At 50.3% G+C, this 23632-nt stretch carries 20 protein-coding genes; 10 read left to right on the forward strand and 10 right to left on the reverse strand.

Translation table 11 applies throughout. The annotated features are described in order from the left end of the window. Window positions 1-5: 5 nt before the first annotated feature. The 3 genes from F608_RS35175 to F608_RS0121065 all read right to left on the reverse strand — a co-directional run bounded on the left by F608_RS35175 (window position 6) and on the right by F608_RS0121065 (window position 2666). Window positions 6-323, reverse strand: coding sequence for a hypothetical protein (locus F608_RS35175; protein WP_153307557.1), 318 nt, complete (start codon window positions 321-323; stop codon window positions 6-8). 365 nt (window positions 324-688) lie between these two features. After that, window positions 689-1372 (reverse strand): cation:proton antiporter domain-containing protein, encoded by a 684-nt coding sequence (locus F608_RS0121055; protein WP_022667687.1) that lies wholly within the window; start codon window positions 1370-1372, stop codon window positions 689-691. Window positions 1373-1532: 160 nt separating this feature from the next. Next, complete coding sequence (locus tag F608_RS0121065; RefSeq protein ID WP_022667689.1) at window positions 1533-2666, reverse strand: PQQ-dependent sugar dehydrogenase; 1134 nt, start codon at window positions 2664-2666, stop codon at window positions 1533-1535. A 418-nt stretch (window positions 2667-3084) separates the two neighbouring features. Between F608_RS0121065 and F608_RS0121070 the strand changes: the two genes are divergently transcribed. Together F608_RS0121070 and F608_RS35185 are read left to right on the forward strand one after the other, a co-directional pair. Then, a complete protein-coding gene (locus F608_RS0121070) occupies window positions 3085-3405 on the forward strand; it encodes a helix-turn-helix domain-containing protein (protein WP_022667690.1) in 321 nt (106 codons plus the stop codon). Window positions 3406-3497: 92 nt separating this feature from the next. After that, the gene (locus tag F608_RS35185; protein WP_027362980.1) at window positions 3498-4157 is read left to right on the forward strand and encodes a class I SAM-dependent methyltransferase; all 660 of its coding nucleotides are present in this window, start codon (window positions 3498-3500) and stop codon (window positions 4155-4157) included. 122 nt (window positions 4158-4279) lie between these two features. On the opposite strand, the gene F608_RS35190 is transcribed toward F608_RS35185, so the two are convergent. Beyond that, window positions 4280-4948, reverse strand: coding sequence for a 4Fe-4S binding protein (locus tag F608_RS35190; RefSeq protein ID WP_022667692.1), 669 nt, complete (start codon window positions 4946-4948; stop codon window positions 4280-4282). A 110-nt stretch (window positions 4949-5058) separates the two neighbouring features. Here F608_RS35190 and F608_RS0121085 point away from each other — a divergent pair, with 110 nt between their 5' ends. Next, window positions 5059-5640, forward strand: coding sequence for a TetR/AcrR family transcriptional regulator (locus F608_RS0121085; RefSeq protein ID WP_022667693.1), 582 nt, complete (start codon window positions 5059-5061; stop codon window positions 5638-5640). 238 nt (window positions 5641-5878) lie between these two features. Next, on the forward strand, window positions 5879-6277 hold the full coding sequence (locus tag F608_RS0121095) for a hypothetical protein (RefSeq protein WP_022667694.1): 399 nt from the start codon (window positions 5879-5881) through the stop codon (window positions 6275-6277). A gap of 124 nt (window positions 6278-6401) precedes the next feature. Here the strand turns inward: F608_RS0121095 and F608_RS0121100 are convergent, their stop codons facing one another. Continuing rightward, on the reverse strand, window positions 6402-7622 hold the full coding sequence (locus tag F608_RS0121100) for an aminotransferase class I/II-fold pyridoxal phosphate-dependent enzyme (RefSeq protein WP_022667695.1): 1221 nt from the start codon (window positions 7620-7622) through the stop codon (window positions 6402-6404). 137 nt (window positions 7623-7759) lie between these two features. Here F608_RS0121100 and F608_RS0121105 point away from each other — a divergent pair, with 137 nt between their 5' ends. From F608_RS0121105 to F608_RS35200, 4 genes are all read left to right on the forward strand, one after another. Further along, complete coding sequence (locus F608_RS0121105) at window positions 7760-8260, forward strand: Lrp/AsnC family transcriptional regulator (RefSeq protein WP_022667696.1); 501 nt, start codon at window positions 7760-7762, stop codon at window positions 8258-8260. Between the two features lie 179 nt (window positions 8261-8439). Continuing rightward, window positions 8440-8970: a GbsR/MarR family transcriptional regulator gene (locus F608_RS35195; RefSeq protein WP_022667697.1), complete on the forward strand. Its 531-nt coding sequence runs from the start codon at window positions 8440-8442 to the stop codon at window positions 8968-8970. A 9-nt stretch (window positions 8971-8979) separates the two neighbouring features. Next, entirely contained in the window at window positions 8980-10167 is a 1188-nt protein-coding gene (locus F608_RS0121115) for an ArsA family ATPase (protein WP_022667698.1), read from the forward strand. After that, a complete protein-coding gene (locus tag F608_RS35200; protein ID WP_022667699.1) occupies window positions 10164-10607 on the forward strand; it encodes a hypothetical protein in 444 nt (147 codons plus the stop codon). Before F608_RS0121115 ends, F608_RS35200 begins: the two co-directional genes overlap by 4 nt. 100 nt (window positions 10608-10707) lie before the next feature. On the opposite strand, the gene F608_RS35205 is transcribed toward F608_RS35200, so the two are convergent. From F608_RS35205 to hrpA, 5 genes are all read right to left on the reverse strand, one after another. Then, window positions 10708-12408, reverse strand: a complete 1701-nt coding sequence (locus tag F608_RS35205) for a methyl-accepting chemotaxis protein (RefSeq protein ID WP_022667700.1) — start codon at window positions 12406-12408, stop codon at window positions 10708-10710. Window positions 12409-12755: 347 nt separating this feature from the next. Beyond that, on the reverse strand, window positions 12756-13631 hold the full coding sequence (locus tag F608_RS0121130) for a methylenetetrahydrofolate reductase (RefSeq protein WP_022667701.1): 876 nt from the start codon (window positions 13629-13631) through the stop codon (window positions 12756-12758). 244 nt (window positions 13632-13875) lie between these two features. After that, complete coding sequence (selD, locus tag F608_RS0121135) at window positions 13876-14946, reverse strand: selenide, water dikinase SelD (RefSeq protein ID WP_084681217.1); 1071 nt, start codon at window positions 14944-14946, stop codon at window positions 13876-13878. 226 nt (window positions 14947-15172) lie between these two features. After that, window positions 15173-16783 carry an ABC transporter substrate-binding protein gene (locus F608_RS0121150; RefSeq protein ID WP_022667704.1) on the reverse strand — a complete coding sequence of 537 codons (1611 nt, stop codon included), beginning with the start codon at window positions 16781-16783 and terminating at the stop codon, window positions 15173-15175. Between the two features lie 369 nt (window positions 16784-17152). Then, on the reverse strand, window positions 17153-21172 hold the full coding sequence (gene hrpA, locus F608_RS0121155) for an ATP-dependent RNA helicase HrpA (protein ID WP_027362983.1): 4020 nt from the start codon (window positions 21170-21172) through the stop codon (window positions 17153-17155). Window positions 21173-21367: 195 nt separating this feature from the next. Between hrpA and F608_RS35885 the strand changes: the two genes are divergently transcribed. Both F608_RS35885 and F608_RS0121175 read left to right on the forward strand, forming a co-directional pair. Then, a complete protein-coding gene (locus F608_RS35885) occupies window positions 21368-22687 on the forward strand; it encodes a (Fe-S)-binding protein (protein ID WP_084681264.1) in 1320 nt (439 codons plus the stop codon). Between the two features lie 171 nt (window positions 22688-22858). Continuing rightward, window positions 22859-23620, forward strand: a complete 762-nt coding sequence (locus tag F608_RS0121175; protein WP_022667707.1) for a ParA family protein — start codon at window positions 22859-22861, stop codon at window positions 23618-23620. Window positions 23621-23632: the final 12 nt, after the last annotated feature.

Below are 23632 nucleotides of genomic sequence, written 5' to 3' on the forward strand. Positions count from 1 at the left end.
GTTTATCAGACAGGGTGTGCTACCATATCAAAAAAAGTATTCAAATCCATAGACGGCTTCAGGTCCATCACCCTGCTCTCTTTCACCAGAAGATCAAAACGCTTGGCTGCCGTTTGATGCTGGGATGAGACGATCCGGCTGACTTCCGGTAAAACCGGTTTCTCCTGTTTTAACTCCCTGGCCGCTGTCCGCACGACCAAATTACTCACAGCCTGTTTTGAATTCACATCAAACCGCAGGGAGAGCTCATGAATGGATGTTTCAGAACCGACAATAGTAACACGATCACCCCGGTTCCAGCCGGGTAAAGCTGTGGGGAACAAACAGGCCCCCCCCCGGCGTCTGACAGACATGATTATAGTGTCAAAGGGCAGGCGCAAATCCCGAAGCGCAAGCCCGGCCATATCCGCATTTTTAATGTAATATCTAAGATTTTGCGTTGAGTGTGCATCCCCAGGAACAGGCTGGCAGCCCCCGGTGATCTCACAAAATGATATAGCAGACCAACAATGGCCGTTGAAGGATCCACGATCAATACTCCGATCTTTTCAAACCGTTCAATATTTTCTTTATCAATCGATTCAATTTGCAACACGGAAATTTGTGAAATTTCTGACGGGGAACCTTCCCTTCCAGGGGATGGAACTATACAGGTCTGCCATCCTTGGGATGCCAGGGAGAGTGCCGGTCAGGGTAAAAAAAGCAATATAAGGAGCAGGACTCTTGACAGGGCATACCCCATGAATACCCATACAATGATTTCAAATACCAATAGGATGAGAAAGCCAAAATTGAATGCCAGACCAGACAACAGGGCATCCACGACAGATGAGTTCGCAGAAAACAAAAGGATGACAATTACATCCATAATAACCGTCACCCCCAGTACTGTCTGGGTGAATGGACCCTTCGCCCTGAGTTCATTGGCAATCGCAATTGCCGATGAAGGCGATCGGGCCACCAGTATAGCACCGGCCAACAAGGATACGGATACTTTTCCTTGGATCGACATATCAGCCATAAACGGGACAAAACCAGAAACCAGGAAAAGGGTGAGTGACGTCAGGCAGAATGTTGACACCACAAGGCCGGTGGTGACACTTAAAATTGAGTTTATTCGACTGCGGATTTCTTTGAGATAAAGCTCAGCTCCTGCTGCAAATGCGATAAATCCCAGGGAAATTTCATCTATAAAACGCAGATGTTCAATGGCTGGTTTTGATATCAATCCCAGCACATAGGGTCCGGTCAAGATACCGGTAAATAAAAAAATACTGATCCGCGGAAGACCTGTTTTTGCAAGCTCCTGACCCATCTGCCGGGATGCAAGGGCAATCCGGACAAAACCGGCTGCAAAGGCTGCGATTTCCATTGCCTTGAAAAATCCTTAAAAATTAAATTTTAGTTGGCCAGGAAAATGGATGTTATCAATCTGAATTTGGAAAAACTGCCAAAGGTGGCAACAGAATATCTCCGGCCGGCACGGATATATCCGGATGATAATTTTTGATTTTTTTTATAACAATTTCAGGTCAGGGCGTCAGGCGCAGGAGCCGTCCTCCTTTTTTATCCTCCAGAACCCAAATAGCGCCGGTGGGCCCCTCCTCAACCTCACGGATACGTTTGTCCATGCCAAAGCGTTCGACTTCATGGGCATTATCCCCCTCAATCTCGATCCTTACCAGAGCCCTTGATCTAAGCCCGCCTAAAAAAGCGTTGCCCTGCCACTGAGGGAAGAGTGCTCCGTCATATATGATCAATCCGGATGGCGCCACGGTTGGAACCCAATATATCTCGGGCGCATTAAATTCAGGACGCGTGTCGTGGTCCGGAATGGGAATCCCGGAATAATGATCCCCCCATGACACAAGGGGCCATCCAAAATTACCGCCTCCCCTGGTCAGGTTGAACTCATCCCCATGCCTGGGGCCCATTTCATGGGTCCAGAGCCGGCCCTGTTTGTCAAAAGCGATGCCAAGGAGGTTGCGGTGGCCTATTGACCAGAAGGTTTTGGCCAGTGCACCCTTATCCTGGAAAGGGTTATCGAGCGGAACGGAGCCGTCCTCATTCAGGCGGATAACCTTGCCTAAATTCTGATTCCAGCTTTGGGCCGGTTTTTGTTGTTGACGGTCGCCGGAAGTTATGAATAATTTTTTTTCGGGGCTGAAAGCCAAACGGTGTGAGTAATGCCCTCTGCCCTGAGTCTTGGGCTCTTGCCGCCAGATGACATCAACCTTTTCTATTCTTGGTTCGGCAGAGCCCAAATGAAGTTTTGCCCTTACAACTACGGCTCCTCTTTTTCCCCATGTATCCTGTTCAGCATATGAGAGGTAGATCCAATGATTGACCTTGTATTGAGGATGGAGAATAACGTCTCCCAAGCCTCCCTGACCGCCGTATGCAACCAATGGCACCCCTTTGACGGCCACCCTGGACAAGTCCCTTGGCCGGACAAGAAACAAAGTGCCGGGTTTTTCAGTGACCAACAGGTCTCCGTTGGGAAGAAAGGTCATCGCCCATGGTTCATTGAATTCTCCAAAACTTGTAACAACAAAACTAGAACCAAGACTGCCTTGAATGACATTGTCAGTGGATTTGGATAAACCGCTGCCGGTAAGCAGGAAAAATAACGGAATTATATGGCATATTATACGTAATAATTTCATAGTGTTCTCCGGACAAGGACTTTAGTTAGGAGCACGTTGAGTTTCAATATAGAGGATACAACGGGCATGTTTAATGTCTTACTCTTATTAAAAAAATAATATAAGTGCCGGGTATTGAATATAACAATATGCCACAATGTGGCATGAGTCAATGTATGCAATGTCCGAATTTGCTGGATAAGATGTCAGGAGGGAGGTTTTAACTAGGCCATATTCATTGTTGATTTATGATATTATCCGCGACGATCAAATTTCCGGATACGGCGACAGCTGATACCGGTGCGCACCGGCATCAGCCCATTGAAACTTGAGGGGTGTATCACAATGAGTTATAGTTTTTCCATAAAAAAGCTATGCACGAAGCGGTTGAAAATTTAGAAAAAAGAAGAGCCGGTTTTGTTTGATCCGGAGGAATAAAATGAGAGATTCAATTAAAAAAGCGATCGGTGATACTGTTCAGGGTATGATGAATTCAGGATTCAAAACCTCTCTTACGGAAAAAGAGCTTAATTCATTGGGCGTTACAATTCCTGAAGTACAACTTACAACACACCAGATAAAAGAAATAAGAGAAAATTTAAAGTTGAGTCAAACAGTTTTTGCCAAATTATTAAACCTAAACCCATCTTCAATACGGCAGTGGGAACAAGGAAAAAGAAAGCCGGCCGGCTCGACAAGGGTACTTCTTGATCTGCTTAGAAGATCTCCTCATATTCTAGACTACAGGCTTGAACTGTAAAGTGCAGACAGATCCAGGTCTATGTTTGAACAACAAGAGCTCTGGTTATGGAGGGCAGTAACCACATCAAAACGAATTCATCGGGGATAAAAATGGAATATGACGCTGAGCAGGTAACCCTGGGGATGATTCAAAAGCAAGCCGTCTTTAAGGGGAAGACCGTCCTTGAGATCGGTTGCGGCGACGGGAAAATATCGTCGCTTCTGGCAGATGATACAGAGCTGTACATCGGTATTGATCCGGATGAAAACACCATCCGGGAAGCCAAAGAAAATTATGATAACGTGGATTTCAGGATTGGGAATGGAGAATCCCTGGTGTTTGAAGATTCTCTTTTTGATCTTGTGCTCTTTACATTGTCACTGCATCATCAAAACAGCTCAGTCGCATTGAAAGAGGGGTACAGGGTTTTGAAAAATAATGGGAAACTTGTTGCTATCGAACCATCGGTAAAAGGTGAATTCCAGCAGTTTTTCCACCTTTTTGACGATGAAACCGGAAAAATACAAAAAGCATATCAAAGCATTATGGACAGTGCCTTTACACTGGAAAATAAAGGCTTTTTTGAAGCCATTGTTCGATTTGAAGGGAAAACAGATCTTTGTTGCTATGATTTTGACCGTGAAAGGGTTTCACCTGGAGATGAGAATCGGATTATGAATAAATTAGAGCAATTGCAGCCGGGGGCCTCAAACCTTTCTCCCATTATCCTGAAAGAGATGCTTGATATTTATCTTATGGCCAAAGCGTAAAAAGAAAGAGGGTTGCATTTGACCTTTATAGACCCCTATAGAATCAAAGCGGATTTTCTGAATTTCAGGCCAGGCACCAATAAGAGGAACAGCGCCTGGTGACCCGGAATAGGATTCTTTTTTTACCGGCCTGCCCTGAGCTTCATCTGAATGGCATTTGATCCGCAGGTCGTGGCACACAAACCGCATCCAAAACATTTACCCTGATGGAATACCAGGGATCCCGATTCCCAGCTCTGGGCGCCAAAAATGCACCGTTCCGCGCAAACCCCACACTGGACGCATGCGTCCGTGTCCACCACGGCGACATAATCCGCCTGGGCAATCAGATCGGGCCGCCCGAGACTCTTCATAAACTGAACATCATGACAACAGCATTCGCAGCAACTGCAGAGCGCATACACATGCTGCTCAGGATTATAGATCGTCAAATGGATAAGTCCATGCGCATTGGCCAGTTTCAGCACCTCCACCGCCTCCTGCAGATCGACGTGGCGGGCCTCACCTTTTTCCACTTTTTTGTCTGCCACATCGTTGGTATAAAAACAGACCTCCAGAGGATTGTCGCATTGTTTATGCTTTGTTCTGCACAAACAGTTTGCCAGCGCGAAGGATCGCGAATTCCGCAGGATCTCAAGCACCTTTTGCGTCGGCAATACCCATTGCAAAAACTCCAGAGACTGTTGCACCGGAATCACCTTTGATGAGCACGGAATCTTCCCCTCCTTTACCCATCCATCAAACATATGCATCCTTTTTTCAAGCTCTTCATCCTGGTTTTCTTTTTTCATACCGCACCCCGCTATGGTTTGATGCTCCTGAATTGATCTTGACCTCAAGGTAAATTCGAATCAGAATAAAGTACACTCACTTGTCAGTATACTTATGGAGGAGGAATCACATGCGCAGGAAATCTGCAGAAACGCGGCAGGAAATCATTGATGCGGCCTATACCCTTTTTTATCAGAAAGGCTTTATGCGTACCGGTGTTGATGCCATTGCCAATGCCGCAGGCATTACCAAAAGAACACTATATCAGCACTTTGGCAGTAAAGATGAATTGATCGGAGCGGTGCTGGAACATCAGCATCAGATCGCCCTCGAACGTATCCGGAGGTGGGCCGATTATATGACCGGGACCCCGGCTCAAATGGTGATGGCGCTTTTTGAGAAACTCGTCCAATGGGCGGCTGAAACCGAGTGGCAGGGATCCGGCTTTACCCGGGCGGCTATGGAATTTGCCGATCTGCCGGGGCATCCGGCCAGAAAAGCAGCGCGTCGGCAAAAGCAAGAGATCGAAATGGTTCTGACAAAAAAATTTAACGGACAGGGTTTTGATGATGCTGAAAAATTGGTGCGCGAAGTCCTGTTGCTGATCGAAGGGTGTCAGTCCCTTGCATTGATTCATGAGGATTTGGACTATATTGATGCTGCCCGCCATGCCGCCCTGATCCTGGTCCGGAACTATCAATCAGATATCTAGCTGCACACCGACGCAGCCGCGATCCTTTAGGAGGTGCCATAGGGCCCTGTATGGTGAAATAAAGCTAAACTTGATTAAATATCATTATTCTGTTTTCCCCTGCCAGGGTTGGAATCAGCCCGGGGTTCAAGCCCCCCATGGATTTGCCCTGTTTCCGCCGGATTGGCACGGATGTTGTAACCCTTGTTCGCTGTTGACACTTGAGCTCCTAATGCGCAGATGAGGAAAGAGAGGAATAATGGAATACATTTCAAAAGAGCTGAAAAGAGAAATTGCACGGTCCAGACCCACCCTTTATAAACACAGACGAAAAAGCAAAGTGATGGTGATCGATAATTACGGAGAAATGAAATCCGGTTCCTATCTTCGGATTCTGACCTATTTTTTCTCCACAGTCACCCTGGTTTTCGGGCTTTCCATAGCCGGATTTTATCCGCTTTACAATCATCAGGCCCGGTCCTTTGATGAGCTGACCCAAAAGGTGACTATCCTGGAGCAAAAGACAAAGAATCTGGCCCAGGAAAAAAATATCTATATGGCCAGGCTGGTGATATCTAACCCAAAGAAGATTGCCCCGAGGGTTGTGGATGTGCCAAAGGCAAAGCGACCTGCCAAAGTCAAAGAAAAGAAATCTTAAATCAAGATGCTTGAAATTGTTTTTTTTTAAAAGGGGTCTGCTGCAAAGGCAGGCCCCTTCTGGGTTTGCCGGCAGTGGATCTACAGCAGTTCGTTAAAATCATCCCGTCTTGTTCTTTCCCCTATCAGACAGACAATACCTTTTTCACAGCCCGTTTCATCTGGTCCAGGCGGGTCCTAAGATCTCCTGTATATCCGAGGGCGATGCGCAGCAGCCCGGGAGACAATCCCATTTTCTGCTGGTCCTCAATATCGATTTCAGAGGAAGTGGAGGAGCCGGAGCAGCTGATCAGGGTATCGAAATATCCCAGGGAAACGGCAATCATGCCAAAAGACTCTTCATTCTGAAGGACCTCCATGAGTTCTTCGGCCTTTTCCCGGGAACCGCAGTCCAGGGCCAGGATGCCGCCGAGGCCGTATCCTTCATTGCCCAAGTTTGTGGACAGCTCAAACTGGGGATGGTCCGGCAGACCAGGATAGGTGACCTTTACCTTCATCTCTTTTAGCATTTCAGCCATGGCAATTCCTCTCCGGCTGTGCTCCCGCATCCGGATGGGCAGATGGGGGATTCTCTGTGCCACGTCAAAGGCCACCCGGGGATCCATGGTGGGCCCCAGCAGCATGACCCGGCCGGTATGCAGATCCATCAGCTCCTGGATAAAGGATCTGTCTCCGCAGATGGCCCCGGCAATGAGGTCGCTGGCACCGTTGATGTACTTGGTCAGGGAATAAACCACCACATCGGCTCCCAGCGCCTTTGGGGTAAAAATCAAGGGGGAAAAGGTATTGTCCACCACCAGCTTGATACCCTGTTTGTGGGCTTCATCGGCCAGGGCCGGGATATCGGCGATGGAGAGAGTCGGGTTGCCCATGGTTTCCGTGTAAATGATTTTGGTCTTATCGGTGATGGCCTCTTTGACCGCTCCAGGATCCGTGATGTCCACAAAGGTGGTCCGGATGTCCATCTGGGGCAAGAGGGATTCCAGCAGAGCATGGGTTCCACCGTAAATCCCCTGGCTGGCCACGATATGGTCTTTGCTTTTGCAGATCTGCAGGATGGCGCAGGAGATGGCGGACATGCCGCTGGCCGTGCAGATGGCCGCCTCGGTTCCTTCCATGGCGGCCAGGTACCGGGAGAGTACGTCCACCGTGGGGTTGAAGTGGCGGCTGTAGAGAAAACATCCGCCCTGTTCCGGTCCTTTGAGACCGCTGAAAATTTCCGGCATGGTCCGGGGATGCATGACGGTAAATGTGGCCGAGCGTGAGATGGACGGAGCCACGCCTCCGTGCTCTCCGAATTCCCTGCGTGCTTTGAGCAATGCCTGTTCCGGATTATAAGATTTCATGGCAAACCTCCTTTGAATTTTATGTTCTCCATAATGAAAACTTACCAGAAACGAAGTGAAATGTCCTTGCTTTCTGGTCTGAATTTTGAATAAATTATAGAGGATTATTTCAAAAATAATAAATCGGGAGAAAGAATTTGCCGGATTATACGCTTGATAAGACGGATATTGCCATGCTCGATCTGCTGCAAAAAGAGGGGCGGATGTCCAATGTAAAACTGGCGGAAAAACTGAATCTGAGTGAAACCCCCTGCTGGCGCCGCCAGAAACGCCTGGAGGAAGCCGGTCTTATTAAAGGATATCAGGCAGACCTTGATCCCCGGCTCCTGGGTTTCGGGGTGCTGGCCTTTGTCCAGATCTGCTTTTCCATCCATACGGATGATTCCCTGGCGCAGTTTGAAAAGGCGATCCAGGAAATTCCCCAGGTTCTTTTCTGTCACAATATCTCTGGGGAAGCCGATTATCTGCTCCAGATCGTATCGGAAAGCCTGGAATCCTATGAAAAATTATCCCGAAACGTCATCCGGAGACTTCCCGGAGTGACTTCCATAAAGACAAGTTTTTCCCTGAGAGAGGTAAAGGCCACCCAGAATCTGCCCATAATTGACCATGGCCCCTCCGGGGAGAAATTCATTTGAGGGCATTCCTGCCTTGTAACAACCGGCAAATCAAGAAACCGGCACCCCTTCCGACAAGAGCAATTTAGTCTATAATTAGAAAGAATTTTCATTTTTGGCTTGACTTTATATATTTATAACATACAATACATTCATTACGTTCAGTATGTACTGAACAAAATAAAACTCAGGAGGTCGGTATGAAAAAAGACATTGAAGATATCCGGAATGAACTCATTCATCTGATTGGGGAAAAGGCCGAGCGGTTTGGCTTTTCACGTATTGCCGGACAATTGGAGGGCCTGCTCCTCTTTTCAAAGTATCCCATGAGCCTGGATGAAATGGCCCAGAGGCTGGAGGTATCCAAAGCCTCGGTATCCACCAATATCCGGATTCTGGAGCAGTGGAAAATTGTCAAAAAAGTCTATCATAAGGGGGAGCGCAAAAATTTTTATGCCATCCGCGGAAGCATATGGGAGATTGAAACGGAAATCATGTCCACCGTAGCCAAAGACGAGATTGACCGGGTGAAACGAATTTTGTCCAACAGCAGCAATGATTTGAACAGGCTCCAGGGCGGCACCGAACAGGAATCAAAAGAAATTTCATTTCTTAATGAGCGATTTGCCGAAATTGATGAGTATATTGAATCCATGGAATACCTTCTCAATTTATTTTTAAAACAAGGGGAAATCTCACCCGCTGTGGTGAAAAAGATAACCATTTCATAAGGGGAGCCCATGCGGACCATTTTATTTATCGGCAAGGGTGGCGTGGGCAAATCGACCAATGCCTGCGCCACGGCCGCCCTGGCAGCCGCCGGCGGCAGGAAAACCCTCCTGGTCAGTTCCGACCTGGCCCACAATCTGTTCGACATCCTTGACGTTCAAGGAAGACCCGGTCTGGTCAAGGCCTCTGACCACTTAACCCTATTGGAGGTGGATATTCTCCTTGAAATCAAGGAGAACTGGGATTCGATTCAGCAATATCTGGCTGATTTTTTATCCTACCTGAATATGGATCGAATGATTGCCGAAGAGATTTCTCTCATCCCGGGCATGGATGCCCTTTTCCTGCTCACCCGGATCTTAAGGGAAATCGAAAGCAGCAATTACGATGTGGTGGTTATTGACTGCGCCCCCACGGCAGGCACCCTCCGTCTTCTCTCCCTGACCGATTCATCCAGCAATAAATTAAACCAGATCATCAGCGTGGAACGCAGCATCTTAAAACTGGTCCGCCCCTTTGGGCGGCATATCAAAGGGATCAAACAGATTCTGCCCGAGGATGATCTCTATATTACCTTTGGCCGGGTCATTGAGGATATCGGCCGGTTGGGCGACATCCTGCGCGACCCCGGACAATCCTCCATCCGTCTGGTTCTCAACCCGGATAAGATCGCCATTGCCGAGTCCAAAAGAGCCTTTACCTATTTTGCCCTGTTCGGATTTCCCGTGGATGCGGTCATGGTGAACAAGCTGCTTCCCGAAGAACTCAATCAGGGGTATTTTAAAAATTGGTTTCAGCTCCAGCATGAGCAGATGGGGGTTCTGGAGAAATCCTTTCTCAACACCCGGATTCTGCCCATTGCCCACTATAGCCAGGAACCCATCGGTTTGGCCCGGCTCGAGGAAATGGCCCGGGATGTATACGGGGACCTTGACCCCTGTGATGTGCTTTCCGATGTAAATACCATTGGTTTTGAAAAGCAGGACAACCAGGTTATTTTGTCCATGCTTCTGCCCAACCTGGATAAATCCATGCTCGATATCGGCCGGAAAGATGGGGATCTGCTGATTACAGCAGGGACTTATTTACGGATATTGACCCTGCCGGATTCCCTGACAAAGGATGAAGTCACCAGCGCCGAATACAAGGGAGACACCCTTAGAGTGACCTTTACAAAAAAGGAAAACCACCCGACATGAAAGATTATCAACGATCTCTTAAAAGGGCAGGTCTGTTCTGCTTTGGCCTGTCCCTGTTCCAGGCCGGGATCGGGTTTTCCCCATCCCTGAGTTTATACTTTGGCGCACCCGAGACCCTGGTACAAAATTATCCTGGGCTGATCATCACAAGCCTTTTGATCGCCGGATTCCTTGCCCTGTTCGGTCTCTTTGCCCTGTCCGGCGCCGGATTGATTCAAAGGCTGCCGGCACTCCGGCCGGCTCTTGTCCTGATCAGCCTGATCTTTCTGGTCCGCGGCCTGTTGATTTTACCTGAACTGCTCGCTGTCACCGGTTTAATTGAACTCTCCATTCCAATGGCCATGCGGTTTGTCTTTTTTTCAGGGGGTTCCTTACTCATTGGGTTGATTTTTGCCAGGGGTACGATTGCCGGCTGGCCTTGGTTTCCGGTCTCATCTTAATGATAGGTCAAGTCTGCTCTCGACCCTTTGGAACTCCTTGGATGACCCAGGTTTATTTGAAAATCATTTATCCCCATATCTTCATCAACGCGGATCTATTTTAGATTTTAAATTGATGGACCATTACATCAAGATTTTCTGCCAATTTAGATAATTCAGATGCACTCGTACTCACACTCTGGCTGCCATTGCTTATCTCACCTGCCGCCTGACTCACCTGTGCGATATCTTGGGACACTTCGCCAGCTACGGCGGAGGTTTGATTCACACTCTCATTGACATCCTGAACCCCCGCTGCAGCTTGGCTCACGTTGTTTGAAATTTCCTGAGTAGTGGCAGACTGCTCCTCAATAGCCGTTGCTACGGTGGTTACAATATCATTTATCTCATTAATAACAGTTACAATTGATTCGATTGCGTTAATGGATTCAGCTGTGGTTGCCTGCACATCTGAAATTTTTTCATTGATCTCACGGGTCGCCTCTGCTGTCTGTTGTGCAAGTGCCTTTATCTCTCCGGCAACAACGGCAAACCCTTTTCCGGCCTCTCCTGCCCTTGCCGCCTCAATTGTTGCATTCAAAGCCAGAAGGTTTGTTTGTTCTGAAATATCCGATATGGTTTCAGTGACTTTGTTGATATCTGAAGCAGCTCTGCCAAGTTTATCCACTTTCCCGGATACCTCCTTGGCTGCTTGAACTGCCAGAGAAGTTGTTTCACTGCCTTTTGATGTGTTGTTGGCAATTTCATTGATTGTAGCGGTCATCTCTTCAGACGCAGAAACAATCATTTGAATGCTTGCAGATGTCTGTTCAATGGCAGCAGAGACGCTGTTCATATTTGTTGTCATTTCTTCGGCAGCGGCAGCAACGCTGTTTGATCTTTCCGCTGTCTGCGTCGAATGGGTATTCATTTGTTCCGAGACGGATGAAAGTTCTGTGGAAGAAGAGGTAAGGGTGCCAACGCCGGTGGATATATCCTTGAATATTTTTCGAAGGCTCATGGACATAGAATCCATTGCACTCAGAAGCTTTCCGATTTCATCTTTCCGGTCAATTTTCAGGCGTTGAGTCAAGTCACCTTTGGCAAGCGCATTGGCAAAGATGACAGCAGAATTAATTGGTTTTTCTATTGAAAATGAAATCATAATACCAAAGAAAACACTGGTACAGACACCTATAATTAATAAAATACCGATAATTGTTTTGGATCTTTTTCCCTCCGAAATAACCCTTGTTGAAACATGATGAACCATTTCGAGTCCAGCCTCCAAGAGGACTTCAGCACCGGACTCAAATTTATAAATATTTTCTTTCAGGGGTTTCATTAACCCGTTTGCCTTTTGAGGCGTGATACTCTTGTCAGATAAAACGGTCTTGGTCAGCTCTATAAACCCTTCCGTATATTTGGCATATGATAACCGGGCTTCGAGAATCGCTTTCTTTGCTTCACCAGAAAGGTGAGGATCTGCTTCAACTATCTTAACCAAGTCCTCAATAAGGGCCGCAGTTTTCTTTTCAACCTTTTGAAATTTATTGATATAATCGGTCTGTTTTTTATTTTTCCCGATATTAAGAAAAAAATCCTTCTCATATCGTCGATGCTGCAATGCGAGAATTTTTAATTCCTCGGATTTCTGAAAAAAAAGAAGATCCTTTTCAACCATGTCACCCACATTTGAAACACTGCTGGATATGCGGATAAATCCGATTCCCCCAACGACAACCACAATCAAAGAAACGAATAAAAAGCTGCCAATCAACTTTTTTCCGATGGACAAATTAGCAAACCATTTTATACCCATGGTCACCCCCTTAAGCGGCAAATAAATTTGGATAATTTTTGAACTTCTTTACTCTTTTGGGATGTAAGCTTCCATGCCTCTATTGTTGCTCCGACGATTAAATATCTTATCTTTTAATCCCCTGACCGGAGGCTCAAGCCCATGTGAAAATGGGAAATAAAAAATCAAACCCGGATGGGGGTGTATTGAATTTCTGAAACAATAATAGAGCTGAAAGTCTTTGATTTTTATATGTTATCTTTACTTTGCGGGAAAAGCAAGATCGTTTTAAAGCAGCATATAAGAATCGATTCTTTTTAAGAAAGGCCTGCCGCGAAGGCAGGCCTCCTGGTTTGCTGATAGGTGATTTACAGCAGGCCCTCCTGTTTCAGCCGGGTGAGGATCTCCCGGGTGGAGCGGCTCCGGTTCATGGTGTAAAAATGGAGACCGCCCGCGCCCCTGTCCAGAAGGCCTCTGCATTGCTCTGCGGCAAAGTCGATTCCCAGGTCGAGTACCGCATCGGCATCATCGGGATCAACCCCGTCCAGTTTTTCCTGTAAGGGGGGGACAATGCTCGATCCGCAGACCTTGGACAATATCCGGGTCAGCTTGACCGTATAGACCGGCATGATGCCCGGGATAATGGGAATGGTGACCCCGGCCTTCCGGCATTGGTCCACATAGGAGAAGAAAAAATCATTGTCGTAAAAGTATTGAACCACCACGTACTCGGCACCGGAGTCCTGCTTGAGCTTAAGGAATTCAATGTCCTTTTCCAGGCTGACGGCCTCCACATGGCCTTCGGGGTAGCCGGCGCAGCCCAGGGTAAAATCATATCTGGATTTGATGAATGCCAAAAGATCGGATGCATGGGGAAAACTGTCCGGATGGGGGGTGAAATCCTTGTCCTTGGGCTTGTCGCCCCGGATGACAAAGATGGTTTCCACACCCAGGGCCTTATATTTGTCCAGAACATCTGTGATTTCATCGGGACCCAGACCGTACCCGGCAATATAGGCTACGCCGGGCAGGTTTTTTTCTTTTAATACGGTTTTAACGGTCTGGTATGATCCGTCCCGGGTGGATCCTCCGGCCCCGAAGGTCACGGAATAATAGTCCGGGTTCATGGGAGATAATTCATCAAGGGTGGTATGAAAACCTTCCCGGGTTTTGTCGTCCCGGAAGGGGAAAAATTCCATGGAAACAATCGGCTGTCTGTTTTTATAGAGGTCTGTTACGCGCATGAATAATCTCCTTTTAATGACTAAAAATTGACTTGTTCAATCAAAACACTTTTTGTAATCGCTGCAAAGCCCATGCCTGAAAGGGCAGGGGGAATTAGAATTGAATAAAAAACGGCGGGTCGCCTTATTTAAAGGAGGGTGCCCATCTTCCTGTCCGATTCTCCCATTGGCCGGGACAGGGAAAATAGATGCAGGTTTGAGACTCTTTGTCGCAGGTGTGAGGCTGAAATTTCAGGTGATTTCATCAGGCCACGGTAATGCCCGGCGATTTGGTTTCCCGGACCCGGCCGACCAGGGCGGCATGTTCGACGCCTGCATCTTTGAGGCTTTTGATCAGTTCTTGGGCCTGCCTCTCCGGGCATCCCATGAGCAGCCCCCCGGAGGTCTGGGGATCAAAGAGGATATCCCGGGTGATGGGGGTGATGCCGGGCTCAAGGGTAACCATGTCCTGGCGGAACCGCCGGTTGGCATGGGCCCCGGCCGGTACCAGCCCCATGGAGGCAAAGTCCTCAACCTCATCCAGAAGGGGGATGGCCCGGTTCTCCAGAATAACGGACAGGGATGTTCCGTCGATCATCTCGGCCAGATGTCCCAGGAGGCCGAACCCGGTAATGTCGGTGCAGGCGGTGATGGGAAACCGGGCCATGACAACGGCCGCATCCTTGTTGAGCATGGCCATGAGGCGGATGGCGGACCGGGTGGCCCGGTCCGAGGCCAGGCCGCCTTTGATGGCCGTGTTGAGGATCCCGGTCCCCAGGGGCTTGGTCAGGACCAGGCAGTCCCCGGGGCGCAGTCCCTGGTTGGCCAGTATCTTTTGGGGATGGACAAATCCGGTGACGGACAGGCCGTATTTCAGTTCTTCGTCTTCAATGCTGTGGCCCCCCAGGAGAACGGTCTCTGCTTCCCTAAGCTTGTCAATACCCCCGGCCAGGATCTCCTTGAGAATATCTCCCCCCATTTTCTGCAGGGGGAAGGCAACTAGGTTCATGGCGGTTTTGGGGACCCCGCCCATGGCATAGACATCGGAGAGGGCATTGGCCGCAGCAATCCGGCCGAACTCAAAGGGATCATCCACGATGGGCGTGAAGAAATCAACGGTCTGGATCAGGGCCAGGTCGTCGGAAACCCTGTACACACCTGCATCATCCGCAGTTCCAAGTCCGATGATCACATCTTTGTCTCCCGGGATGTCAAGTCCGCACAATGCCTTTGCCAGGTCCCCCGGCGGCAGTTTGGACGCTCATCCGGCCCCTTTTACGGTGCGGGTGAGAAAAATGTCCCTGGGATCTGTTTTTATTTTTTTATCTGTTGCCATGGAGCTTTTCCTGATTTCTGGATAACGGCCTGTGAAACTCTTCTCCGGCACCCGGACACAAACGAATCCGGGGTATCATCAAGTTCTGTATGAAGAATAACATGGGATTCCATTATCAGGCCCAGGGGGTTTATGCAAATGAAAAATACCGGGATCCCTTCCGGCAAAAGGTCTGAAAGGGAAAATGGGGCAGGTCCGGCTGCTTGAAATTCTCAAATCTCTGGTTTTAATTTTTCAAGAGCCGGGTCTTTTCCGTAAACTGGGGGTAGAGGGCCATGGAGGAGTACAGGGGGTGGCCGTAATCCACGGAATCCCACCGGAAGCTGAGCATCTTGGCGTACATGACCGGATAGGCCACGGCGTCGCTCAGGATTTTGATCTGGGCCTGCTGCCATAAAAGGATCTGTTTTTTGGGGTTGATCTCCAGGCGGGCTTTTTCAATGAGATGGTCGATGCCCGAGTAATGGGCAAAATTGGTGTCCGGCCGGATCCCGGTTACAAGGATGGAGTCTGAATGGAAAAACCGGGTCAGGAAGACGTCGGCATTGGGCCGCCATGCCGCATAGATCACAATGGGGCGGGGATGGTTCCGGATCACCCTATGCATCCCGGAGTGGGGAAGGATATCCACCCGGCACTCAATCTTGATCCGGGCCAGCAGTTCCTTTAAAATCCGGTAATAATGGCGGTAGACCCGTTTTTCAGATCCCACCAGGTCGAGACTAAACCCATTGGGGTATCCGGCTTCGGCCAGCAGCTTCCCGGCCTTTTCAAGGTCTTGTTCATAGAGGAGCCCCAGTTGATCCACCCCGGTCCGGGTGAGTCCGCCTGGAAGAAACCGGGCCGGTACCGGGGAGAAGACCGGGCCTCCCAGGTTCTTGCTGTAAACCTCCAGAAACGCCTTCCGGTCCAGGGCATACATAATTGCCTTTCTCACCCGGATGTCGTCCATGGGCGGGATCCGGGTGTTGAGGTAAATAACGGCCACCTCCCCGGGGCCGTGGGCATCGGCCTCAATACCTCCATGCCTGAGCAGAGACCGGGTAAAACCCTTTTCTCCGGATCCGATGATCACGTCCAGGGAGCCGTCCAGCAGCCCCTGTTTTCTCTTTTCCGTTTTGGGGACAAAAAGAATATCCACCCCGTCCAGAAGGGGACTGCCCCTGAAATACTCTTTATGGGCGCGTAAACAAAGCTTTTTGCCCGGAACATGGGATTGGAACATGAAAGGGCCGGTGCCCACCGGGTGCTGCTGATGGGCCTCATATCCCATTTCTTCCACGGCTCTTTTGCTGAGGATGAATCCTCCGTTGTAGTTGGTGATCTTGGGGAAAAACAGGATGGAGGAGATGGGATCGTCCAGGATGAACCGGATCGTATAGGCGTCCTGCTTTTCAAGGGAAATCCCCTTGTACTCGCCGGCATAGGCGGATCGCTTCTCATCGGCCGCCTTTGCAAAGGAAAAGAGTACATCGTCCGCGGTCAGTTCATGGGCCGGGGTTTTCGGGCCGGGATGAAACATGACTCCTTTGCGAAGCTCAACCGTCCAGACCTGCCGGTTGCCCTCCATGGTCAGCTTGGGCATCCGGACTGCCAGGTCCGGCTCAATGGCCGGAGCATCCCCGGGTTTATACCGGAGCAGGCCGTTGAAGACCATGTCGGCAAAGGCCCGGTCCTGGGAACCGGCCGCATAATGGGGATCCATTTTTCCCATGCCCGAGACATGGACGGCAAATTTCAGGATTTTATCCTGCCTGCTCCGGCTGGAATAGGCAGACCCGTTCCCCAGTAATAAAGGGATCAGGATCAATGCGATGAATGATTTGACGTAGGCCATGGAATCAATCCCTGGATCGTTTTTTTGAATGTAAAGGTCCGGTCCCCAAACAATAGGACGCGGGTCAGTTTCTTGTCAAGGTAAAACAGCTCAAACCAAATCTCCTTTAAGCACTCGGCCGGGGAAGGGGAAAACTTAACCTTAGAGGGGGCAAAAATCGGAAGAGATTCAGCTTCGGGAATGGGGCCAAACCATCCGTGGATCTCTACCGGAAAGGTCCGGTAACAAAGGCGATGGGGCCTTTCTGGTTTTCAAGAAAGGAAAAATCTGAAGGGGGGAAAGGCGAATTCAGAACTCCCTCTTTTTCATGATATCTGACATGATTTCAAGTGCTTTCCTTTTTTGCAAATTTTTTATTTAAAACTGGAATTAAATCATGGTGGAGATGGCAGACATCTCTTTTTCCAGAATTTTTGCCGATACCTTGACCCGGGTCTTGATTTCCTGGGCAAAGACGGAGATCTTGTACTCCTCCAGGAGCCAGTAAAAGGCCTCTGCCCGGTCGGCCTTTTCCCGGGAAGAGGTGTCGGAAAGGGAGGCGACAAGGGTTTCCAGCTGACGCTGAAAAGGCTGGATCAGGGAGGATTTCTGGCTCTCCCGAACCGGATTGTCCGCTCCCCGCTGGGCCCGGATCCGGATGCAGGCGATATAGCGGTGAAGTTCCTTGATCCGGTCAAGGTCGTAGAGTTCCAGGAAATTGGGGGGGACCAGGTTTTTCAGGTCCTGGAACAGACGGGTGAGGATCGTGAATGTGGCCGGGCTTTTTTCATGTTTCAGGGAAAGCTTCTGGATCAGGGAAAAGCATTCCCCGTACTCCTCTCCCAGGGCCAGGACGGTACGGATAAACTCCATGGTGAGATTGTACAGATCCGGCCGGACTGCCTGGGCATGGGCAAGGAATCGGGCCCGGGTCCGTATGTTTTCTGCAAAGAGGGCCCGGACCAGGGCCCGGGTCACGGAAGAAGTGAAATCACCGGGGGTGCTGAAATAGGGCGCGATCTGCCGGAGACCCGATGCCATTTTAATATCTTTTTTCATGGCCTTGAAATCCTCGGGAAAACAGATTTGAAAAAGCCTGGCAACGCCCCGGGCATGTTCTTTTTCCGCCTGGGCCCTGGAGGTAAAGAGCCGCAGGCAAAGGTCATCTCCTTCGATTTTCAGGCCCGGGTAAAGTTTCTGGCTGAGCCCGTTGGCCAGGGGGATGTCTTGAGGTTCAAGGTCGGGAAAAGACCATTCCCGGATCCCGGTGCGTTCAAATTCCTTGCGGACCCGGTCAACGGCATCCGTCTCCGGCTGTTTTTTCCGGTCCGGAAATTCTCCCAGGATGGACAGATCCCTCATGGTCTTGATGGGTTTTCCCTTTTCGTCCTGGATGGAGATCCTCATCTTCAGGTGGTCGGCCAGATTATCCTCGGACCAGACAGATGCCGGGATGGTCAGATGGAGTTTTTCCCGGATCCAGGAAGAGAGCAGGGTGAATAAGGGTTTATCCTGCCCAATGATGTCCCGGGCGATCCTGGCGGCCGTTTCCTGTACCGGCACCAGCCTGACCCGGTATTTTTTGGGCAGGTTTTTGATCAGGGCAATTATCTTTTCCTCCAGCAGCCCGGGTACCAGCTTGTCTAAGCTCTGGCGGGGTACCTGGGTGACCTGGGAAACCGGGACCTTAAGGGTAACCCCGTCGTCTTCAGCCCCCGGGTTAAAGGCGTATTCCAGGGCAAACCGGCCCTGCTCGGTTTCCAGGGTGTCCGGGAAAAGGGCCAGTTTCTCCTCGTTCACCCGGGATCTCTGGAGCTCCTCAAGACTCATGTGGAGGAAGGCGTCATCCTCCAGTTCCTTGATGTATCTGGCAAAGGTGCGGATATTGAAAAAGGGCCTGGGAAGCCTGGACTGGTAAAAGAGGAAGATATCCTCTTCCGAGGCCAGGATATCCCTTTGCCGGGTCTTATTCTCCAGGTCTTCCAGGTCTTCCATGAGGGACTGGTTGTTGTCCATGAATTTGAACCGCATATGGGTTTGACCCTGGATCAGGGCCTGGCGGATAAAGATCTCCCCTGCCTCATCCGGGTTGATCCTGCCGTAGGCCCTTGGCCGTCCGCTGACAATGATCAGTCCGAACAGGGAGACCTGTTCGTCGGCCACTACCTCTCCCCGTTTCTTTTCCCACCGGGGATTGGAATAGGTATAGGTGCAGATCTCTTTACCTACCTCTTCCAGCCAGGCCGGATCGATATTGGCCACGCCCCGGGCAAAGAGCTGGGTGGTTTTGACAAATTCCGCGGCCACGATCCAGGAGCCGGCCCGGTTAAAGAGGCCGGATCCCGGGAAGATCATGGCCTGCCTGCCCTTGGTGGCATTGAAGATATTCTTTTCCTTTTTATGGGCAATATGGCCGAGGTAGCCGGCAAGAAGGGATTTATGCAGGGCAATATAGAGGGGACCGCCCAGTTCGAATTCCTTTGATTTGAGCCCAATACTTGACTTGGGCGGGTCCAGGGATTGGTCCGGGGAAAATCCGTGCTCCCGGAGCATCCGGGTGATCTGGCGGTGGATGTCCTGCCACTCCCTTATCCGTTTAAAGGAGAGGAAATGATCTGTGCAGAATTTTTTGAGTTTGGACCGGGTTTGCAGTTTTTTTTCAACCTCTTTATAGGCGTTCCAAATATTGAGGAGGGTGATGAAATCCGAAGACGGATCCCGGAACAGGCCGTGTTTCTGGTCGGCGGCCTGGGCCTTGTCCGCCGGTCTCTGGCGGACATCGGAGATGGCCAGGGCCGTGACAATGACCACGGCCTCCTTGAGACAGGCGTTCTTCTGGGCTTCGATCAATATCCTGGACAGCTTGGGGTCCACCGGGATTTTGGCCATGAGCCTGCCGGTCCGGGTCAGCTCATAGGCTTTTTTCCCCTTTTTATCGCCATTGGTCCGGACGTTTTTTGAGGAAATCTTTTTTGCCCGTATGGCGGAAAGCTCCATGAGGGTGTCAAACCCGTCCCGGATGCTCTTGGGAGCCGGGGGATCGATAAAGGGAAACTCGGCCACATCACCCAGGTTCAGGGAGATCATGCGCAGGATGACTTCGGCCAGGTTGGATCTCAGAATTTCCGGGGCCGTGAAAAAAGGGCGGCCGCTGAAATCCTCTTCGTCAAAGAGCCGGATGCAGACCCCGTTCTCCACCCGGCCGCACCTTCCCAGGCGCTGGTTGGCGGAACTCTGGGAAATGGCCTGGACCGGAAGGGCCGTGGTCCGGGTCCGGGGGGAGTAGCTGGGGATCCTGGCAAGGCCGGTATCCACCACATACCGGATCCCCGGAATGGTCAGGGAGGTCTCGGCCACGTTGGTGGAAACGATGACCTTGCGTCCCGGGGAGGATGAAAAGACCCTGGCCTGTTCCTTGGCGGACAGCCTGGCAAACAGGGGCAGGATGGATACGCCGGGGTGATTTTTCCCCCTCAGGATCTCCATGGTTTCCCCGATATCCTGTTCCGTGGGCATGAAGATCAGGATATCCCCGGACCGGGTCCGAGAAATCAGGGCCTCGGCCTCTGCGGCTGCCGCCTCCACATAGGCCTGGTCGTCCTGGGTTTCCCCCTGGCTGTCGATCATGGGCCTGTACAGGGTCTCCACCGGGAACATGCGTCCCGAAACTTCAATGACCGGGGCCCTGTCAAAGGCGGCTGAAAATTTTTGTGTATCAATGGTGGCCGAGGTGATGATGAGTTTCAGGTCTTTGCGCTGTTTGATCAGGCGCCGGAGAAGCCCCAGGGTAAAGTCGATGTTCAGGCTTCGTTCATGGGCTTCGTCCACGATCAGGGTGTCGTATTGGGTTAAAAAACGGTCCTGCTGGGTTTCGGCGAGGAGGATCCCGTCGGTCATGAGTTTGATATGGGCATGGGCCGGGGTTTTGTCGTCAAACCGGATCTTGTAGCCCACGGACCGGCCCAGGGGCTGGTTCAGTTCAAAGGCGATCCGTTTGGCCACGTTAATTGCGGCGATTCGCCTGGGCTGGGTGCACCCGATCATGCCGGCGGTTCCCCGGCCCGCTTCCAGGCAGAATTTGGGGATCTGGGTGGTCTTGCCGGACCCGGTTTCCCCGGAGATGATGATGACGGGATTTTCCTGGACCGCCCGGATGATCTCCTCTTTTTTTCCGGTAATGGGCAGATCCGGATTGTATTCCAGGGGCAGGGGCATGGCCTCCATCCTGCGGTTTCGCTGGTCAGCCGATCGCCGGGCTGATTTTAAAAGCCTGTAAAGCCTGGAATCCGCTTTTTCCCGGCCCTCTTTTTTTTTCATCTTCTTTACCGCCCTCAACTCCCTGAACAGGCGGTTCCTGTCCCGGCACATGCAGTCTTCGGCGATGGATTCTATTTTTTTCAGCATTTCCATGGAAGGGGAGTTTACCTCAGAAACGGGAAAAGTCAAATTTTCTTGAAGGGGGGTAACCCTCTGATTTGTATTTTTTTATTGACATGGTTCCCATAATAGGAGAAAAAGAACATTGTTCCAAAAATATGGGTATGGGAGAGAAGAAGTCCTTTGGATTGAAATGTAAACTGATTAATCAGGGGAGAAATGAATCATATGGGAGATAATGTTATCAAAATCGGAGGCGCCAGGAAAAGCGTCTTTAAAGATAAGGTCATGGAGATCCTTCCCGACGGCGGGAACCTCAATGCCTGCCTGACATGCGGGGCCTGCGCCTCGGGCTGTCCGGCAACCGGACTCGAGGGAATGGATCCCAGAAAGTTCCTCAGAATGGCGGCACTGGGGATGGATGAAGAAATTTTAAGCACCAATTGGGTATGGATGTGCTCCATGTGTCAGAGATGCATCTACGTCTGCCCCATGCAGATCAATATCCCCCAGCTGGTCTTTTACGCAAGGGCTTCCTGGGACAGGGAAGAAAAGCCCAAAGGAATCCGGGGTTCCTGTGATATGGCCCTGAGGAACGATACCTGTTCCGCCATGGGTGCCACGGAAGAAGACTTTGAGTTCGTCGTGGAAGACGTCCTGGAAGAGTACCAGGAATCCCAGCCGGAGTTTGAAGAGATGAGCGCCGACGTGAACCGGGAAGGGGCCTATTACTTTCTGAACCAGAACTCCAGGGAGCCGGTGACCGAGCCCGACGAAATGGTCCCCCTCTGGAAGATCCTGCACCTGGCCGGTGCGGACTGGACCTACGGATCCAAGGGATGGGCAGCAGAAAACTACTGCATGTTCATGGCCGAGGACGAGACCTGGGAGAAGATCGTCAGGATCAAGGCAAAGGCGGTGGATGATCTGGGCTGCAAGGTCTGGCTCAACACCGAGTGAGGGCACGAACTTTTCGCAGTCCTGGCAGGACTGAAAAAATTCAACATCCCTCACAAATTTGAAATTCAATCCATTATCCAGCTCTATGCCCAGTGGATCAAAGAAGGCAAGCTCAAACCTTCCTCGGACTGGAACAAGGAAAGACAGATCAAGTTCACGGTACAGGATCCCTGCCAGCTGGTCAGAAAGACCTTTGGCGATCCCGTGGCCGAAGACCTGAGATACGTGGTCAAGGCCGTGGTCGGGGAAGAAAATCTCATTGAAATGACCCCCAATCGGTCCAACAACTTCTGCTGCGGCGGCGGCGGCGGCTACCTCCAGTCCGGTTTCCAGGAACAGAGAAGGGCCTATGGACAGACCAAGGCCAACCAGATCCTGAACACCAAGGCAACCTATTGTATTACCCCCTGCCACAACTGCCATGCCCAGGTCCACGACATGTCTGAAGTCAATGACCATGCATGGGAAACCGTCCACCTCTGGACCCTGCTCTGCCTCTCTTTAGGCATCCTGGGACCCAATGAGAGGGAATACCTTGGGGACGACCTCAAGGAAGTGGATGTGTTTCATCCCGAATCCGCCATGTAGCATTAAAGATTCAGATAAAGTTAAAAACCCGGCCGGCATCAATGCCGGCCGGGTTTTTGTCTTTAAAGGGGTCTGGATATCGGATATGGAATTTTAAGGCCGGGATCCTTTTTCCATCTGTTTGACTATCTGATTGCCTCAATCTTTTAATTATGATAAGAAATTCTGATTATGGTTCAGATCATCAGCATAGCAAATCAAAAAGGCGGAGTGGGCAAAACAACTACAGCAGTGAATCTTTCCGCTTCCCTGGCCAAACTCGGGAAAAGGGTTCTTCTGGTTGACTGTGATTCCCAGGCCAATGCCACCACAGGTCTTGGGATTGAAAAACCCGACCTTGAGCTTTCCCTTTACCAGGGGATGATCGGGGAAGCAGATGCCCGGGATATCATTCTTTCCACCATGCTGCCCAAGCTTAAACTCATCCCTTCCAATGTCGATCTTATCGGATTTGAGATTGAAATGGTTTCAGATCCCAGGAGAGAGGCCAAGCTCAAGCAGTTCCTTGTTCCGGTACAAGAGGAGTTCGACTTTATCATCATTGACTGCCCCCCGGCTTTAAGTCTTCTGACCCTGAACGCGTTCACCGCTTCCCATTCCGTTTTGATTCCCCTCCAGAGTGAATTTTTTGCCCTGGAAGGCCTGGGACAGCTTCTGGATACGGTCAAACGGGTAAAATCTTCATTTAATCCGGGATTGAAAATAAAGGGCATTCTTTTAACCATGTTTGACAGGCGGACCAATCTGGCCCAGAACGTGATGGAAGATGCCAGGCAATACTTCAAAGACCTGGTCTTTAAGACAAAGATCCCCAGGAACGTCAAATTGGGAGAGGCCCCGAGTTACGGCCTGCCTGCCCTCTTATATGACAAGGCGTCCCAGGGATCTAAGGGGTATATGGCATTCGCAAGGGAGCTGTTAAGAAAATCTTGAGAGTGGAAGGAT

The organism is Desulfospira joergensenii DSM 10085 (assembly GCF_000420085.1).
Lineage (GTDB): Bacteria > Desulfobacterota > Desulfobacteria > Desulfobacterales > Desulfobacteraceae > Desulfospira > Desulfospira joergensenii.